This is a genomic window from Ferrimonas sp., assembly GCF_048263965.1.
GTDB lineage: Bacteria > Pseudomonadota > Gammaproteobacteria > Enterobacterales > Shewanellaceae > Ferrimonas.
In genome coordinates, this window is sequence record NZ_JBLXDO010000001.1 from 372,791 (window position 1) to 390,514 (window position 17,724).

A 17,724-nucleotide genomic window follows, 5' to 3' on the forward strand; every position below is an offset into this window, starting at 1 on the left:
GGATGATCCTGGGGGATGCCGGTCTCGGCTCCGCCATTATGGCGGATCTGCGCCGTCAGTGGCCGGTGCTGATTCTGGGCGTCTTCGTCCTGGGCAGTGCCCTGGCCGTGGTGTGGACCGCCTATGACGCCCGGGCGATGACCAATGCACTGAACCAACAGTTGCAGCACAGGGATGAACTGGATATTGAGTGGCGCCATCTGCTCCTCGAGGAGCAGACCCTGACCGAGCACAGCCGGGTAGGGCGGATGGCGGAGAAGCAGTTGGGTATGGGACGTCCCGCTCCGGGGCAAGAGGTTGTGGTGAGGCTGCCATGAAACCAGCAACGCGCAAGAAGCGCCCATTGAAGCGACGCAGTGCTAAGGCACCGGCCAAGTCCGGGGCCAAGCAGAACCTGCACCCCACCCTGTTCCAGTATCGCTACCGCTTCGTGGTGTTTGCCCTGTGCGCCGTTTTCCTGGCCATCGTCGGCCGGGCCGCCTACATCCAGGTGATTTCACCGGACCGGCTTATCTACGAGGGGGACATGCGCTCCCTGCGAACCCAGACCCGAGAAGTGCAGCGCGGCCTGGTCACCGACCGCAACGGTGAGATGCTGGCGGTCAGTGTGCCCGCCGAAGCGATCTGGGCCGACCCCAAGGTGCTCAACCAGAAGAACAGCTTCGCCGATAGTCGCCGCTGGCAGGCCCTGGCCGAGGTGGTGGGCGAAGACGCCGACACGCTGGCGACCCGGCTTAAGGCCAACCCCAAGCGCCGCTTTGTCTATCTCAAACGTCAGGTAACTCCGGCCCTGGCCCGCTACGTGCGGGAGCTCAGGATCGCCGGCATCGGCCTTAAACCAGAGTCTCGCCGCTACTACCCGGCGGGAGAGATCACCGCCCAGCTGGTGGGGATCACCAACATCGATGACAAGGGCCTGGAGGGGCTGGAGCGCCAGTACGATGACTGGCTCACCGGTTCAGCCAGTAAGCGCCGGGTGCGCAAGTCCCGGGATGGCAAGGTGGTGGAGAACCTGTCGGTGATTGAGGAGGGGGAAAACCCCAATGATCTCAAGCTCAGCATCGACATGCGCCTGCAGTCTCTGGCCTATGAGGAACTGAAGAAAGCCACCGAATACCATATGGCCAGCTCCGGCTCCATCGTCATTCTGGATGTGGCCACCAGCGAGGTGCTGGCCATGGTCAACACCCCGAGCTACAACCCCAACCAGAGGGCGGGGATGCAGAGTTTTGCCATGCGCAACCGGGCGGTGACCGATACCTTCGAGCCCGGCTCGACGGTGAAACCCGTGGTGGTGGCCACGGCTCTGGCCGAGGGGGTGACTGAGCCCGGTGAGGTGATCAACACCAGCCCGGGTTACCGCCGCATTGGCGGCAGCATGGTGCGTGATACCCGAAACTTCGGCAAGCTGGATATCACCCATGTACTGCTGAAGTCCTCCAACATGGGCACCTCAAACCTGGCGCTGCGGATGGACATCGAGACCCTGTTGGACAGCTATGCCGGATTCGGCATCGGCGAGTACTCGGGCATCAATCTGCCCGGCGAGTCCACCGGCGTGCTTTCCCGTCGTCATCGCTGGTCCGATTTTGAGCGAGCCACCCTCTCCTTCGGCTATGGCCTCAGCGCCACGCCTCTGCAGGTGGCCAGGATGTACGCCATCCTCGGCAACGGTGGCCGCAAGAACCCGATATCCATTCTCAAGGTGAAACCGGATCAGATGCCGCCGGCGGAGCAGGTGATTCCCGAGTGGGCCGCGGAGGAGGTGGTGTCCATGCTCTCCGGCATCACCGGTCCGGAAGGCACCGCCAAGCGGGCCCACATTGACGGTTATACCGTGGCCGGCAAGACCGGCACCTCCCGTAAGGCCATTGCCGGTGGCTACGGCGATGATTTTGTGACCTTCTTCGCCGGACTGGCGCCTGCCGAGCGCCCAAGACTGGCGATCTCCGTGGTGATCAACGACCCCAAGGGGGAGGATTACTACGGAGGGACGGTCGCGGCACCGGTATTCGCCAAGGTGATGTCCGGCGCCCTGCAGATGCTGAATGTGGCACCCATAAGTGATAAGGAGCGGGCCGGTAACCTGGTGGCCCGCCGAGGAGGCGCAAATGATCGCTCTTGATGATCTGTTGGCGCCCTGGATGACGCTCGACACACAGACAGAGGTTCAGGGGCTGACCCTGGACAGCCGCAAGGTGGTCCCCGGAGACTGCTTTGTGGCCATACCCGGCCACCTGGTGGATGGCCGTAAATTTATCGACGCCGCCGTGGCCAATGGGGCCGTGGCGGTGCTGGAGGAGGCGGAGCGGGCCGGTGTGCTGGCCAGCGCCCCGGTGCTGCGCATTGGCCTGCCCAAGCTGGCCAGCCAGCTCAGTGCCATCGCCCTGCGCGCTTACCCACAGGCGGCGGAGCCTGTGCTCTATGGTGTCACCGGCACCAATGGCAAGACCACGGTGACCCAGCTTCTGGCTCAGCTTCACCACCTGATGGGTGAGAGAGCCGGGGTGATGGGGACCGTAGGCAACGGCCTCTGGGGGGCCCTTAAGCCTTCCGCCAATACCACTTCCGACGCCATCACCGTTGCCCGCTCTCTGGCGGAGCAGGCCAGGGCCGGTGCCCAGGCCATTGCCCTGGAGGTGAGCAGCCATGGCCTCAGCCAGCACCGGGTGGACGGTCTGCCTTTTGCGGTGGGGGTGTTCACCAACCTCAGCCGGGACCATCTGGATTACCACGGTGACATGAACGGTTATGCCGAGGCGAAGGCCCGGTTGTTTGATCTGCCTCAGCTGGACGCCGGAGTGTTTAACCTGGATGACCAGTATGGGGCCCAGTGGCACCGCAGCTGGCCCTCGGACAAGCCCTCGGTGGGCTACAGCCTGGATGGGGCAACCTGTCGGGGACAGTTTCTCTCGGTGCAGTCTGCCGATTACCACCCCGGCGGGGTGAAGGCACAGCTGGACTCCAGTTGGGGTGCCTTCGAGCTGAACTCGCCACTGATCGGTGCCTTTAACCTGGCCAATTTGCTGGCGGCACTGGGGGCAATGCTGATTCGGGGTGTGGCGCTGACGCCGCTGATTGAGGCGGTCAGCCAGCTGCAGCCGGCCCTGGGCCGGATGGAAGCGTTCACCGCCCCTGGCCGGGCCTCGGTGGTGGTCGATTATGCCCATACGCCGGATGCCCTGGGCCAGGCACTCAAGGCACTGAGACGCCACTGCCGTGGCCGCCTGTGGTGTGTCTTTGGCTGCGGAGGCGAACGTGACGCAGGCAAGCGCCCGCTGATGGCCATGGAGGCGGAAGCGGTGGCCGACGAGCTGGTGCTCACCGCCGACAACCCCCGCACCGAATCGGTGGATCACATCATCGACCAGATGCGCCAGGGGTTGCTCGGACGTATTCCCTGTCGCATCGAGACCGACCGAGCCCGGGCGGTGGCCCTGGCCGTGGCGGAAGCGGGCGAACACGACATGATTCTGGTGGCCGGTAAGGGCCATGAGGATTACCAGATTATTGGCACAGAGCGGCTGGAATACGACGAACGCCGCTGGGTGCAACAGCTGATGGAGGCCAAGGATGATTGATCTGACCCTGAGCCGGATGGCGGAGATCCTCTCCGGAGAGCTGGTGGGAGAGGACCGAATGATCTCCAGCCTGTTTACCGACAGCCGTCGTCCGGAGGCGGGTGGGGTGTTTGTGGCCCTCAAGGGTGAGCACTTCGATGGCCACCATTACCTGAATCAGGTGGCGGATACGGCAGCCGCTGCCCTGGTGAGCGAGCCCCAGCCGTCGAATCTGCCACAGGTGGTGGTGGCGGACACTCGCCTGGCCCTTGGGCAACTGGGGGCCTGGTTGTGTCGCAAGCTGAATCCTTATCGTGTCGCCATCACCGGCTCGGTGGGCAAGACCTCGGTGAAGGAAATGGCGGCGGCCATCTTCAGCTGCCAAGGGCCCACCCTGGCCACCAAAGGCAACTTCAACAACGATCTGGGTGTGCCCCTGACCCTGCTCAGGCTGGAACCTCAGCATCAATTTGGTGTCTTCGAACTGGGGGCCAACCACCCCGGAGAGATCCGTTACACCTCCTCCCTGGTCAAACCCAATGTGGCGATGATCAACAATGTTCAGGCCGCCCACCTTGAAGGCTTCGGCTCAATCGAGGGGGTTGCCCGGGCCAAAAGTGAGATTTTCGAGCATCTGACAGAAGATGGCGTCGCCGTAGTTAATCTCGACGACCATAAAGCCGACTTTATTAAGGCGACCCTGGGGGCCAGACCCATTCTGACCTTCTCCAGCCACACCTTCGCCGATCTCTATGCGGAGGACCTGGAGCCGCTCAATAACGGTTGTTACCGCTTCACCCTGCACAGGATCGACGGTGCCCGGACCGTCACCCTGCCTCTGGTGGGGCGCCACCAGGTGGACAACGCCCTGGCGGCGGCGACCCTGGCGACGGCCGCCGGCATTGAGCTGGACACCATAGTCCGAGGCCTGCAGAGCACTGAGCCGGTCAAGGGGCGGATGCGCCCTGTGACCCTGGCCAGCGGCCTGACTGTGATCGACGACAGCTACAACGCCAGTGTGGCGTCCGGTAAGGCAGCCATCGATGTGCTGGCGGAGACAGCTTCCCTAAAAGTGCTGATTTTTGGCGATATGGGAGAGCTGGGTGAGAACGCTGAGCAGTTGCATGCTGAGGTCGGTGCTCACGGGGTGAAAAAAGAGATTGACCACGTGCTGACAGTGGGTACATTAAGCCGCTCGATTTCCGCGCCCCATCCCAGGGGACGTCACTTTACGGAACAGCCCGCCCTGGTGGCTGCCGTCAAGGCGCTGGTGAAGGAGAGCGACCGGCCCATAACCCTATTGGTGAAGGGATCCCGAAGCGCCGCCATGGAGCGGGTGATTGAAGCGCTGTCGGATCACTATGGAGAACAGAAGTAGATGCTGGTTTACCTGGCCGATTACCTGGCCCAGTTTAATAGCGGGTTTAACGTCTTTTCCTATCTGACGTTCCGCTCCATTCTCGGATTGTTGACCGCCCTGGTGTTCTGCCTGTTCGCCGGGCCACACCTGATTCGCTACCTGCAAAACATGCAGATTGGCCAGGTGGTTCGGGATGACGGTCCCGAGTCCCACTTCAGCAAGCGCGGCACCCCGACCATGGGGGGCATCATGATCCTCGGCGGCATCTTTATCAGTGTTCTGCTGTGGGGCGAGCTGACCAACCGCTACGTGCTGGTGATGCTGTTTGTCCTGGGCTCCTTCGGTGCCATCGGCTTCGTCGATGACTACCGTAAGGTGATCCGCAAGGACCCCAAGGGCCTGATCGCCCGCTGGAAGTATTTCTGGCAGTCCGCCATCGCCCTGGTGGTGGCCGCTTACCTGTTGTGGAGTGCCCGCAGCCCGGACGAGACCATGCTGGTGCTGCCCTTCTTCAAAGATGTGATGCCCCAACTGGGCGGCTTCTTTGTGCTGCTGGTCTACTTCACCATCGTGGGCAGCTCCAACGCGGTCAACCTGACCGATGGCCTGGACGGCCTGGCCATTGTGCCCACCGTGATGGTGGCGGCGGCCTTTGCCCTGGTGGCCTACCTGTCCGGCCACGCCGAGTTCTCCCGCTACCTGCACATTCCCTACCTGCCTGGGGTGGGCGAACTGGTGATCGTCTGCACCGCCATGGTGGGCGCGGGACTGGGCTTCCTGTGGTTTAACACCTATCCGGCCCAGGTGTTCATGGGCGATGTCGGCTCCCTGGCCCTGGGCGCGGCCCTGGGCGCCATTGCGGTGCTGACCCGCCAGGAGATCCTGCTGGTGATCATGGGTGGCATCTTCGTCATCGAGACCCTGTCGGTGATCCTGCAGGTGGGCTCCTTCAAGATGCGTCGTAAGCGGATCTTCAAGATGGCGCCCATCCACCATCACTACGAACTCAAGGGCTGGCCCGAGCCCCGGGTGATCGTGCGCTTCTGGATCATCTCCCTGTGTCTGGTTCTGCTGGGTCTGGCGACCCTCAAGGTGCGCTGATGAAACCAATGACTGCGCCGCTGCAATGGCTGATTCTGGGACTGGGTATCACCGGTCTCTCCTGTGTGCGCCATCTGCATCGACGCGGTGACACCCTGGCGGTGTGGGACAGCCGGGAGAATCCTCCCGGGGCCGACATCCTGGCCAGGGAGTTTCCCGGTGTGCTCCTGTATACCGGGGAGTTTGACCCCCTGGCCCTGCAACAGGCCCGGACCATGGTGGTGTCTCCGGGCATTCCCTTGGCGCACCCGGCCATTGCCCAGGCCATCGCGGCCGGGGTAGAGGCGATAGGCGATATCGAACTCTTTGCCCGGGAGGCAGACGCGCCGGTGGTGGCCATTACCGGCTCCAACGGCAAGTCCACGGTGACCACCCTGGTGGGTGAGATGGCCCGGGTGGCCGGTCGCAGTATTGGGGTGGGGGGCAACATCGGCACTCCGGCCCTGGATCTGCTGGGGCAGGGTCACGACTGTTACGTCCTGGAGCTCTCCAGTTTCCAGCTGGAGACCACCACCAGTTTAAGGCCACGCATCGCCACCGTGCTGAACGTCAGCGATGATCACCTGGACAGATACCGGGACTTTGGCCATTACCGGGACACCAAGGCCACCATCTACGCCGGTGCCGAACTGGTGCTGGAGAATACCGATGACCCGGAAACCCGCAGCGGTCGGGAAGATGCGCTGACCTTCGGTCTGGAGGCCGGCGACTATTGCCTGGATGACGGGCAACTTATGGCCAAAGGCCACGCCGTGCTGCCGGTGACCGAGATGGCCCTGGTCGGCCGCCACAACCAGGCCAATGCCCTGGCGGCCATCGCCATGGCCGAGGCGCTGGCCTTGCCCGATGAGGCCATGGTGACCGCGCTGAAGCAGTTCGGCGGCCTGCCTCACCGCTGCGAGACGGTGGCGGTGAAAGACGGCGTCCACTACATCAACGATTCCAAGGCCACCAACGTGGGGGCCACACTGGCGGCGCTGCAGGGGCTGGCGGATTTCTCCGGCCGGCTGCACCTGATCGCCGGTGGCGTCGGCAAGGGGGCGGACTTCTCTCCCCTGGCGCCCTGGCTGGAGAACCAGGTGACCTATCTGGTGACCCTGGGGCAGGATGGCGACGCCATTGCGTCGATGAAGCCCGATGCGCTGCGCTGCGACTCTCTCGAAGAAGCGGTTCAGCTGCTGGCCGGCAAGACCCGGCCCGGGGACATGGTGCTGCTCTCGCCAGCGTGCGCCAGCCTGGATATGTTCGCCAACTACATGGTGCGCGGTGACGCGTTCCGCCACGCGGTGGAGGCGTTGTAGATGGGCGTGGGTCAACTGTCATTGGATTTCAGGGAGTCGCCGTCACAGCCGCTGCTGTATGACCGGCTGCTGCTGTTGCTGATGATGGTGCTGGCCTGTGTCGGTTTGGTGATGGTGACCTCGGCATCCCTGGCGGAGGCGGAGAACCTCACCGGCGATCCCTTCCACTTCGTCAAGCGTCACCTGTTCTTCCTGGCCATGGCCGGGGTGATTGTGGCGGTCGGGGTGAGGATCCCCATCGCCTTCTGGCAGAGATACAGTACGCCGCTGATGTTCGTCGGCCTGGTATTGCTGGTGGCGGTGCTCATCGGTGGCCGCAGCGTCAATGGCGCCACCCGCTGGATCCCCCTGGGGCCGTTCAACCTGCAGGTGGCGGAGGTGGCCAAGTTCACCCTGTTCCTCTACCTGGCCGGGTACCTGGTGCGACGTCACCAGGAGGTGCGGGAGGAGATCAAAGGCTTTCTCAAGCCCTTCGTCGCCCTGGGGATGTACGCCGTGTTGCTGCTGATGCAGCCGGACCTGGGGACCACAGTGGTGATGTTTGTCACCGTGATGGGGATGCTGTTCCTGGCCGGGGCCAAGTTGCGAGACTTCTTTGCCCTGATGCTGCTGGGGGTGGCCATGGTGGTGCTGCTGATCGTGTCGGCTCCCTACCGGATGAAGCGGGTGACCAGCTTCTGGGACCCCTGGGAGGATCCCTTCGGCGCCGGATATCAGCTGACCCAGTCGTTGATGGCCTATGGCCGAGGTGACTGGCTGGGGCAGGGACTGGGCAACAGCATCCAGAAGCTGGAGTACCTGCCCGAGGCCCACACGGACTTTATTTTTGCGGTACTGGGTGAAGAGCTGGGGTTTGTCGGCGTCACCTGTGTGCTGGTGCTGGTGCTGATGCTGGCATTGCGGGCCCTGCGCATCGGTAACCTGGCCCTGCAGGCCAACCATGCGTTTTCGGGCTACCTGGCCTACGGCATCGGCATCTGGTTTAGTTTTCAGACCGCGGTTAACGTCGGCGCCAGTGTGGGCTTGTTGCCCACCAAGGGGTTGACGCTGCCCATGGTCAGTTATGGTGGAAGCAGTTTATGGGTAACAACGGGCGCAGCCGTGGTATTGCTGCGCATCGACTACGAGCGGCGTCTGGCACAGCGAGACGCCAAGGGGGAGAGCAATGACGGCGCCTAAGCGACTGATGGTGATGGCCGGTGGCACCGGCGGCCATGTGTTCCCCGCCCTGGCGGTGGCCCGTCGGCTCCAGGAGCAGGGCTGGCAGGTGAGCTGGCTCGGCACCTCCGACCGGATGGAGGCCCGGGTGGTGCCTCAGCATGGCTTTGAGATCGACTTTATCGACATCCAGGGAGTGCGCGGCAATGGTGTGCTGCGCAAGCTCAAGGCGCCCCTGCAGATCCTCAAGGCGGTGTATCAGTCCTGGCGCATCCAGCGTCAGCGCAAGCCGGATGTGGTGCTGGGCATGGGCGGATATGCTGCCGGACCCGGCGGCATCGCCGCCTGGCTGCGGGGCACCCCTGTGGTGCTCCATGAACAAAACGCCGTGGCTGGTGCCACCAACCGCATCCTGGCCCGTTTCGCCAAGCGGATCCTGTGTGCCTTCGACGGGGTGTTCCCCGGGAAAGAGGCCCGCCGGGTGGGTAACCCGGTGCGTGAGGAGCTGCTGGCGGTGGGCAAGGAGCATCCTGTAGTGCCAGGCGACCAGCTCAAGGTGCTGATCGTCGGCGGCAGCCTGGGGGCCCGGGTGCTCAATGAGACCCTGCCCCAGGCCGCTCAATTGCTGGGCCCAGGCACCAGTCTCACCGTCTGGCATCAGGTGGGCCGCGGCAATGAAGCGGCGACCCGGGAGGCCTGGCAGACCCTGGCTCCGGCAGTCGGCGTGCAGGTGTCGGAGTTTATTGACGATATGGCGGCGGCCTACACCTGGGCGGATCTGGTGATCTGCCGGGCCGGCGCCCTGACCGTGGCGGAGCTGGCGGCCTGCGGCCGTCCCGCCATCCTGGTGCCCTTCCCCCATGCGGTGGACGATCACCAGACCAAAAACAGCGAAGCCCTGGTGGCGGCTGGGGCGGCCAGGCTGCAGCCCCAATCCAGCCTGACCCCAGAGGGTCTGGCGGCCCTGCTCACCGAGCTGGCAGAAGATTCAGAACGGTTGACCGCCATGGCAAAGGCGGCAACCCAGGTGGCGGTACCCCAAGCCACCCAGTTGGTGGCCGAGGAGTGTATCCAGGCTGCCGGAGGCAACAATGAGTAACAGAACGACGGCAAACGGCCTGCCCGCCATGAGACGGGTGAAAGCGATCCACTTCGTCGGCATCGGTGGTGCCGGCATGGGCGGCATCGCCGAGGTGCTGGTCAATGAAGGCTACGCCATCAGTGGCAGTGACATCGCCGAGAACGCGGTCACCGAGCGCCTCAAGGCGCTGGGCGCCACCATCCACATCGGCCATGATGCCCGATGGGTGGAGGATAAGGACGTGGTGGTGGTCTCCACCGCCATCAAGCAGGATAACCCCGAGGTGGCGGCGGCCAGAGCCGGTCGCATCCCTGTGGTACAGCGGGCGCAGATGCTGGCGGAGCTGATGCGTTTTCGCCACGGCATCGCCATCGCCGGCACCCACGGTAAAACCACCACCACCAGCCTGATCGCCAGTATCTTTGCCCAGGCCCAGCTGGACCCGACCTTTGTCATCGGTGGCCTGCTCAACAGCGCCGGCACCAATGCCCGACTGGGCTCCGGCAAATTCCTGATCGCCGAGGCGGACGAGTCCGACGCCAGCTTCCTGCATCTGCAGCCCATGGTCTCCGTGGTGACCAATGTGGAGCCGGATCATATGGACACCTACGGCGGTGACGTCAGCAAGTTGCACGACACCTTCGTCGAGTTCCTGCACAACCTGCCTTTCTATGGACTGGCTGTGGTCTGCGCCGACGACCCTGGGGTGCAGGAGCTGCTGCCCAGAATCGGTCGTCACCTGGTGACCTACGGCTTCGAGGCTGGAGTGGATGTGCGCGGCACCGACTTCAGCCAGAGTGGCACCCACTCCGAGTTCCTGGTTGAGCGTGCCGGCAAGGCGGATCTCAAGGTGACCCTGGCCCTGCCCGGGCGCCACAACGCCCTTAACGCCCTGGCGGCCATCGCAGTGGCCACGGATGCCGGGGTTCCAGACGATGCCATCGTCGCCGCCCTGGCCAGCTTCGAGGGGATTGGCCGGCGTTTTCAGCAGTATGGCGAGTTCGATACCGGCCGCGGCAAGGTGCTGTTGGTGGATGACTATGGTCATCACCCCAGCGAGGTGGCCGCCACCATCAAGGCCGCTCGTGCGGCCTGGCCTGAGCGTCGGCTGGTGATGGCCTATCAGCCCCACCGCTACAGCCGCACCCGGGATCTCTATGACGATTTTGCCCAGGTGCTGGCCCAGGTGGACGAACTGCTGCTTCTGGAGGTGTACGCCGCCGGTGAGGAGCCCATTGCCGGCGCCGACAGCCGTGCCCTGGCCCGCACCATCCGTGGGCGTGGCAAGGTGGATCCCATCTATGTGCCCGGGCCCGAAGCCTTGCCGGCGATGCTGGCTGAGGTGCTGCAGGACGGCGACGTGGTGTTGACTCAGGGGGCTGGCAACATCGGCGCCCTGGCCAGAAAACTGGGCGCCATGGCGCTGTCGGTGGAGAAAATGAAAGGGGAACAGCATGACTGAGTTTGGCAAAGTCGCCGTGATGTTGGGTGGCAGCAGTGCCGAGCGGGAGATCTCCCTCAAATCCGGCAATGCGGTGCTGGCGGGCCTGCTGAAGGCCGGGGTGGACGCTTACCCCTTCGACCCGGCGGAACGCTCCCTGGCAGAGCTGACCGAATTTGATCGCGCTTTCATCGTATTGCATGGCCGTGGTGGCGAAGATGGCACCCTACAAGGGGCGCTGGAGCACATGAATCTGCCCTATACCGGCAGTGGCGTGCTGGGCTGCGCCCTGGCCATGGACAAGGTGCGGACCAAGAGCCTGTGGGCCGGCCAGGGGCTGCCCACCGCCGCCTTCGAAGTGGCGGTGGCCGGTCAGTTTAGGCCTGAGACCGCGTCACAGATGCTGTCCCGACTGGGGGGCAAGGTGATGGTGAAGCCCGCCAATGAGGGCTCCTCCATCGGCATGGCCATCGCCGAGTCCGGCGAGCAACTGGCCCAGGCGATCGCCGCGGCCCACGAGTATGACGCCGAGGTGCTGGTGGAGCAGTGGATCGACGGTCCCGAGTACACCGTCGCCATCCTGGGTGAGCGGGCCCTGCCTGCCATCGAGATGCAGACCGACAACGCCTTTTACGACTATCAGGCCAAGTACCAGTCGACACAAACCCGCTACCTCTGTCCCTGCGATCTGCCGGAGTCGGAGGAGCAGGAGCTCAGGGCACTGGCTGTGAGGGCCTTCCGTGCGGTGGGGGCCAGTGGCTGGGGCCGCGTCGATGTGATGCGCACCAAAGATGGCCGCTGGCAACTGCTGGAGGTGAATACGGTTCCGGGCATGACCGAGACCAGCCTGGTGCCCAAGGCGGCCAAGGCGGTGGGCCTCGACTTTCAGCAACTGGTGACCGCCATCCTGGCGCAGACGGCGGAGTAACCGGCGATGGGGCTGGCGGTGTGGCGCAACTGGACCCGGCCCAGGGTGAACTGGTACTCGGTGTGCGGTGTGCTGCTGTTGATTGTGGTGTTGATCGCCCTCGCCTGGGGAGGCCGTCTGCTGGGGAAGGTTCTGGCGGATGCGGAACGCTTGCCCATCGATGAGATCGCCCTGGTGGGGGAGCGCAGCTACACCCAGGACGAGGAGGTGCGTCTGGCCCTGGCTCACATCGAGGGGGATAGTCTGGTCACCGCCGACATGGAGAAGGTGCGCAGCGCCCTGACTCAGCTGCCCTGGGTTAAGCGGGTGACGGTGCGACGCGAGTGGCCCAACCGGCTGCGGCTCTACCTGGTGGAGCAGCGTCCCATGGCGCACTGGAACGGTGATCAGTGGTTGAATCAGGATGCCGAAGCGTTTCAGGCACCCAAGCGTGCCGGGGTGGGCAAACTGCCCAGCCTGTCGGGGCCGGAAGGCAGCAGTGAAAAAGTGTGGCAGAACTGGCTGAAATTTAGCGAGCTTCTGAGGTTAAATGGCTTTATGCCTCAGAGCCTTACCCTGAGTCATCGCCACGCCTGGACCCTGACCCTGGAGGATGGAATGGAGCTCAGGCTGGGGCGCATCGAGGGGATTGAGCGTCTGCAGCGATTTATTGAGCTGTGGCCCACGCTTTCCAAGCAAGGAAGGCGAGCACAATACATTGATATTCGGTACGATACGGGATTGGCTGTCGGCTGGCAGTTGGAACAGAGAGATTGATGAAATCATGACCAAAAGTCAGGAGCGAAACCTAATTGTGGGCTTGGACATCGGCACCTCCAAGGTGGTGGCGATCATCGGTGAGGTGCTGCCTGACGGCGCCATCAGCATCGCAGGCCTGGGCAGTCAGCCCTCCCGTGGCATGGACAAGGGCGGGGTGAATGACCTGGATTCGGTTTCCCGCAGCATAAAGAATGCCATTGGCCAGGCTGAGATGATGGCGGACTGTCAGGTGGACTCGGTGTTCCTGAGCATCTCCGGTCGTCATGTGGACAGCCAGAATGAGAAGGGGATGGTCTCCATCGATGACGATGAGGTGACCCAGGATGACGTTGACCACGCCATCCACACCGCCCGTTCGGTGAAGATCCCCACGGAGCGGCGCATCCTGCATGTGCTGCCTCAGGAGTTCACCATCGATGAGCAGGAGGGGATCCGCAGCCCGGTGGGGATTTCAGGGATGCGCATGGAGGTGGATGTCCACATCGTGACCTGCTCCAACGACTGGGCCAAAAACATCATCAAGTGTGTCGAGCGCTGCGGCATTCAGGTGGAGGACCTGGTGTTTTCCGCCCTGGCCAGTGCCGATTCGGTGCTGACCCAGGATGAGAAGGATCTGGGTGCCTGCCTGGTGGACATCGGTGGCGGTACCACCGACATCTCCATCTACACCAACGGTGCCCTGCGCCACTGCGCGGTGATCCCGGTGGCCGGCAACCAGGTGACCAGTGACATTGCCAAAATCTTCCGCACCCCACTCTCCTACGCGGAGCAGATAAAGGTGCAGTACGCCTCGGCTCGCAGCGCCCTGGTCAGCCAGGAGGAGAGCATCGATGTGCACTCCGTCGGTGGCCGGCCATCGCGCACCATGTCCCGCCATACCCTGGCAGAGGTGGTGGAGCCCCGTTACCAGGAGATTTTCGAACTGGTCCAGGAGGAGCTGCGGGCCAGTGGCTTCGAGGAGCAGGTGGCGGCGGGCGTGGTGCTCACCGGAGGCACCTCCGCCATCGAAGGGGCGGTGGAAGTGGCCGAAGAGTGCTTCGGCATGCCGGTTCGGGTGGCGGTGCCCCACGAGCCTAAGGGACTGAAGGAATACGTCAGCGAGCCAAGCTTTGCAACCTCCGTCGGCTTGCTGTACTTTGGCGCCGAGCGCATCCGCGATCGGGAAATAGAACGCCACACCAAACACGGAGTGACCAGTCTGCTGGATAGGATCCAAGGCTGGTTTAAGGGCGAGTTTTAGCGGCCCGCTGAGTGGAACGGGGTTAGGATTGACCCCGGTGATACAGCCGCTAGGTAACAGATTGAATTTGGACGCAGGCTAAACGGAGATAAAAGTATGTTTGAGGTTGTGGACGCGCACACCGAAGATGCGGTCATTAAAGTGATCGGTGTAGGGGGCGGTGGTGGTAACGCCATCGAACACATGGTCGAGCAGACCATCGAAGGGGCTCAGTTTATCGTGGCCAACACGGACTCGCAGGCGCTGCGCAAGTCCACCGCTGGCACCACCATTCAACTGGGTAAAAATGTCACCAAGGGCCTGGGAGCCGGGGCCAACCCTGCGGTTGGCTACGAAGCGGCCATGGAGGACAAAGAGTCCATCCGGGCGGCCCTGACCGGTTCCGACATGGTGTTCATCGCCGCCGGTATGGGTGGCGGTACCGGTACCGGTGCGGCGCCTGTGGTTGCCGAAGTGGCCAAGGAGGAGGGGATCCTCACCGTGGCCGTGGTGACCAAGCCCTTTGTCTTCGAAGGCAAGAAGCGTGCGGCCTACGCTGAACAAGGTATCCAAGAGCTGTCCAAGCATGTGGACTCCCTGATCACCGTACCCAACGACAAGCTGCTCAAGGTACTGGGCACCAAGACCAGCCTGCTGGAGGCGTTCAGCGCCGCCAACAACGTACTGCTGGGTGCGGTACAGGGCATCGCCGAGCTGATCACCCGTACCGGTCTGATCAACGTCGACTTCGCCGACGTGAAGACGGTGATGTCTGAAATGGGCAACGCCATGATGGGTACTGGTGTGGCCCGTGGCGAGAACCGGGCAGAAGAGGCCGCCGAGGCCGCCGTCTCCAGCCCGCTGCTGGAAGACATCGATCTGACCGGTGCCAAGGGCGTACTGGTGAACATCACCTGTGGTATGGACCTGTCCATCGAGGAGTACACCCTCATCGGTGACCACGTTCGTGCCTACGCGTCTGAGAATGCTACCATCGTGGTAGGTACCGTCATCGAGCCTGAGATGAGCGACGAGATCCGCGTGACCGTGGTAGCCACCGGCATCGGTGCAGACAAGAAGCCTGACATCCAGATCGTGGTGCCACCCAAGGCCGCGACCCCGGCGCCAGCGCCTCAGCCTGCGGCTCAGCCCGAGCCCAAGCCGATGGAGCAGCCTCCGGTGTCCATGCAGCCTATCCGGGTTGAACCAGCGATCCCGGCTGTTGAGCCTGCCACTCCGGCTCCGGCACCGGCTCCGGCCAGCAGCAATCACGGCAACGCCGCGCCTGCCCAGGAGTCCCAGAAGGGTGCCTACCTGGATATTCCGGCATTCCTGCGTAAGCAGCTGGATTAAAAGGCTTTACTGGCTGATCAGACCAGATTTTGGTTCTGGGCGTTTTTTCTGGTAAAATACGCGCCCTTCATTGAGTTTATAGAGAGCAGGACGGTTAATGAGTAAACAACGCACTCTACAGCGCCCGGTTCAGGCAACCGGTGTGGGCCTTCACTCCGGTGATAAGGTGACCATGAGCATCAATCCCGCCCCCGTGGGCACAGGGATCGTGTTCCGGCGCACTGATCTGACCCCGGTGGCGGAAATTCCCGCCAGTGCTGCGCTGGTGCGTGAAACCACCCTGTGTACAGGCCTGGTCAGCGATGAGGGCCACCGCATTGCGACGGTGGAGCACCTGATGTCTGCCCTGGCCGGTCTCGGCGTGGACAATGCCATCATTGAGGTGGATGCCCCCGAGATCCCCATTATGGACGGCAGTGCCAGTCCCTTTGTCTTCCTTCTTCAGACCGCCGGCCTGGTAGAGCAGCCTGCGTCCAAACAGTACCTGCGCATCCGTAAGCCGATCCGGGTCGAAGAGGGAGACAAGTGGGCGGAGTTCCGTCCCCATAATGGCTTCAAGCTCAATTTTGCCATCGACTTTGATCATCCAGAGATCGCTCGCAGCCAGCAGAAGATGGTGATGGAGTTCTCCTCCGCCGAGTACATCAAGCAGGTCAGCCGTGCCCGTACTTTCGGTTTCATGCGTGACATCGAGTACCTGCGGGCCAACAACCTGGCTCTGGGCGGCAGCATGGAAAATGCGGTGGTGCTGGATGAGTTCCGCATCCTCAACCCCGATGGCCTGAGGGTGGAAGATGAGTTCGTCAAGCACAAGATTCTGGATGCGGTTGGCGACCTCTATCTGGGTGGTTACGCCATCCTGGGTGAGTTTACCGCCTTCAAGTCCGGTCACGCCCTGAACAATCAGCTGATTCGAGCCGTTCTGGAGAATCAGGAAGCCTGGGAGCTGGTGAGCTTCGAGGAGGCTCAGGAGGTGCCCATGGACTACCTGGCACCGGTTACCGCCTGACCTAAGAGTTACCTTGCTGGCCGCCCCCATGGGCGGCCAGTTTTTTTAGCTTCTCCCCCAGACTGCCGCCTATAGAATCTGCCAGTTCCTGAATCTGGCTCGCGGCTTGAGGGCTGAGCTTATTGAGATTTTGCGTTACCGGACGCTCAATCCTGGACAGTGCCGGGTTGACTTTGATCTCAATAGTGGTGAGCATTGGGAAGTTTTGTTGCCGCAACTGCTGCAGCAGCTGCAGTTTCATGAACTGCAACCGGGTCGCCCAGGCGCCGCTGTCGGTCTCGATGATCATGACACCGTTGCGAATGTTGGCCACCCGGTACCGCCCCTTGAGGTCATTACCCAGGATGTCGGCGGTCACTTGTTGCAGTTGTCTGAGCGATTCGGTTCGCTCCTGAACCTGGCGGAGCCTCTGGCCCATCAGCTCGGCAACATCGGTTGGTTTTGATTTCATACCAAGACACGAAACATAAGAAAAGAACTCCATGAGTGTAACAGTCTTTATTAAGGGAAAGCACGGTGTACGACACTGGCAACCGGGCAAGGGGTGGTTTTTACTGCCGCTGATGCTGGTGGCTGCGGGTGTCGGGCTGTTTCAGGCCCATAAGGAACAGTTGCACCAGGCCGAGCAAAAATTGGCTCAGGCCCAGGAGAGTCAGGCCGAAGGGCAGGAGCTGGTGGACGAGATCCGCCAGCTGTCCCAGACCCAACTGGCCACCCTGGCGGTCCGCCTTGGGCGGATGCAGGCGCAGATGAATCGCCTGGAGTCCCTGGGTATCGCACTGGCCGATCGGGCCGAACTTACCGAACAGTTTGATTTCTCATCGGCAGTGGGCCTGGGTGGCGCCAATGCCGATGAGTTGGGTGATGTGGAGCTCAAGCAGTTGCTGCTGGAGATGGAACAGCTGGCCAAACGGCTGGCCAGTTCAGACAACCAGCTGGCACTACTTGAAACTGTCGAGCGCAATCACCATATAGACCTAAGCAGTTATTTGTCAGGACGTCCCATCGTCAAGGGCTGGCAGTCCTCTGACTATGGGATGCGCAACGATCCATTTACCGGCCGTCCCGCCATGCACAAAGGCATCGATTTTGCGGGAACGGAAGGAGGCGATGTCGTAGCCACCGGAGCGGGAGTAGTGACCTATTCCGGAGAGATGTATGGCTATGGCAATCTGGTCGAGATTGATCACGGTAACGGGCTGAAGACCCGTTACGGTCATAACAAGTCCCTGCTTGTCAAAGCAGGCCAGGTGGTTAAGAAGGGAGACGTGGTTGCCGAACTGGGCAACACCGGCCGCTCGACTGGACCACACGTCCACTATGAAGTGTTGCGCAACGATCGTCAGGTCAACCCTAACAAATACGTTTATCGTAAGCCCCGCAGTTAAGCGGGGGTGGCAATCCTGGTGGGACCGGCGGAGTCTGGCCCAAGACCTTTCTAGAAAGTGAAAAAA

At 62.5% G+C, this 17,724-nt stretch carries 16 protein-coding genes; 15 read left to right on the forward strand and 1 reads right to left on the reverse strand.

Annotated elements, in window-relative coordinates:
• The first annotated feature begins 2 nt into the window (after positions 1-2).
• From ftsL to lpxC, 14 genes are all read left to right on the forward strand, one after another.
• On the forward strand, positions 3-317 hold the full coding sequence (ftsL, locus tag ACN0RV_RS01770; RefSeq protein WP_417345015.1) for a cell division protein FtsL: 315 nt from the start codon (positions 3-5) through the stop codon (positions 315-317).
• Positions 314-2,125: a penicillin-binding transpeptidase domain-containing protein gene (locus ACN0RV_RS01775; RefSeq protein WP_417345017.1), complete on the forward strand. Its 1,812-nt coding sequence runs from the start codon at positions 314-316 to the stop codon at positions 2,123-2,125. The genes ftsL and ACN0RV_RS01775 overlap by 4 nt, the downstream gene beginning before the upstream one ends.
• On the forward strand, positions 2,112-3,581 hold the full coding sequence (murE, locus tag ACN0RV_RS01780; RefSeq protein ID WP_417345019.1) for a UDP-N-acetylmuramoyl-L-alanyl-D-glutamate--2,6-diaminopimelate ligase: 1,470 nt from the start codon (positions 2,112-2,114) through the stop codon (positions 3,579-3,581). The genes ACN0RV_RS01775 and murE overlap by 14 nt, the downstream gene beginning before the upstream one ends.
• Positions 3,574-4,938: a UDP-N-acetylmuramoyl-tripeptide--D-alanyl-D-alanine ligase gene (locus ACN0RV_RS01785; protein ID WP_417345021.1), complete on the forward strand. Its 1,365-nt coding sequence runs from the start codon at positions 3,574-3,576 to the stop codon at positions 4,936-4,938. Before murE ends, ACN0RV_RS01785 begins: the two co-directional genes overlap by 8 nt.
• A complete protein-coding gene (gene mraY, locus ACN0RV_RS01790; protein WP_417345023.1) occupies positions 4,939-6,021 on the forward strand; it encodes a phospho-N-acetylmuramoyl-pentapeptide-transferase in 1,083 nt (360 codons plus the stop codon).
• Between the two features lie 8 nt (positions 6,022-6,029).
• Positions 6,030-7,322 carry a UDP-N-acetylmuramoyl-L-alanine--D-glutamate ligase gene (gene murD, locus ACN0RV_RS01795; protein ID WP_417345392.1) on the forward strand — a complete coding sequence of 431 codons (1,293 nt, stop codon included), beginning with the start codon at positions 6,030-6,032 and terminating at the stop codon, positions 7,320-7,322.
• The gene (gene ftsW, locus ACN0RV_RS01800; RefSeq protein ID WP_417345025.1) at positions 7,323-8,501 is read left to right on the forward strand and encodes a cell division protein FtsW; all 1,179 of its coding nucleotides are present in this window, start codon (positions 7,323-7,325) and stop codon (positions 8,499-8,501) included.
• A complete protein-coding gene (gene murG, locus ACN0RV_RS01805; protein ID WP_417345027.1) occupies positions 8,488-9,579 on the forward strand; it encodes an undecaprenyldiphospho-muramoylpentapeptide beta-N-acetylglucosaminyltransferase in 1,092 nt (363 codons plus the stop codon). The genes ftsW and murG overlap by 14 nt, the downstream gene beginning before the upstream one ends.
• On the forward strand, positions 9,572-11,023 hold the full coding sequence (murC, locus tag ACN0RV_RS01810; RefSeq protein ID WP_417345029.1) for a UDP-N-acetylmuramate--L-alanine ligase: 1,452 nt from the start codon (positions 9,572-9,574) through the stop codon (positions 11,021-11,023). Before murG ends, murC begins: the two co-directional genes overlap by 8 nt.
• Positions 11,016-11,930 carry a D-alanine--D-alanine ligase gene (locus tag ACN0RV_RS01815; protein ID WP_417345031.1) on the forward strand — a complete coding sequence of 305 codons (915 nt, stop codon included), beginning with the start codon at positions 11,016-11,018 and terminating at the stop codon, positions 11,928-11,930. The genes murC and ACN0RV_RS01815 overlap by 8 nt, the downstream gene beginning before the upstream one ends.
• A 6-nt stretch (positions 11,931-11,936) precedes the next feature.
• Positions 11,937-12,686: a cell division protein FtsQ/DivIB gene (locus tag ACN0RV_RS01820; RefSeq protein WP_417345033.1), complete on the forward strand. Its 750-nt coding sequence runs from the start codon at positions 11,937-11,939 to the stop codon at positions 12,684-12,686.
• 7 nt (positions 12,687-12,693) lie between these two features.
• The gene (gene ftsA / locus ACN0RV_RS01825; RefSeq protein WP_417345035.1) at positions 12,694-13,929 is read left to right on the forward strand and encodes a cell division protein FtsA; all 1,236 of its coding nucleotides are present in this window, start codon (positions 12,694-12,696) and stop codon (positions 13,927-13,929) included.
• 96 nt (positions 13,930-14,025) lie between these two features.
• Positions 14,026-15,261: a cell division protein FtsZ gene (gene ftsZ / locus ACN0RV_RS01830; protein WP_417345037.1), complete on the forward strand. Its 1,236-nt coding sequence runs from the start codon at positions 14,026-14,028 to the stop codon at positions 15,259-15,261.
• 97 nt (positions 15,262-15,358) lie between these two features.
• On the forward strand, positions 15,359-16,270 hold the full coding sequence (gene lpxC / locus ACN0RV_RS01835) for a UDP-3-O-acyl-N-acetylglucosamine deacetylase (protein WP_286340574.1): 912 nt from the start codon (positions 15,359-15,361) through the stop codon (positions 16,268-16,270).
• Position 16,271: 1 nt separating this feature from the next.
• Here lpxC and ACN0RV_RS01840 read toward each other — a convergent pair whose 3' ends face one another.
• On the reverse strand, positions 16,272-16,721 hold the full coding sequence (locus ACN0RV_RS01840) for a DUF721 domain-containing protein (protein WP_417345039.1): 450 nt from the start codon (positions 16,719-16,721) through the stop codon (positions 16,272-16,274).
• A 31-nt stretch (positions 16,722-16,752) separates the two neighbouring features.
• On the opposite strand from ACN0RV_RS01840, the gene ACN0RV_RS01845 reads away from it, so the two are divergent.
• Positions 16,753-17,658, forward strand: coding sequence for a peptidoglycan DD-metalloendopeptidase family protein (locus ACN0RV_RS01845; protein WP_417345040.1), 906 nt, complete (start codon positions 16,753-16,755; stop codon positions 17,656-17,658).
• The last annotated feature ends 66 nt before the right edge of the window (positions 17,659-17,724 follow it).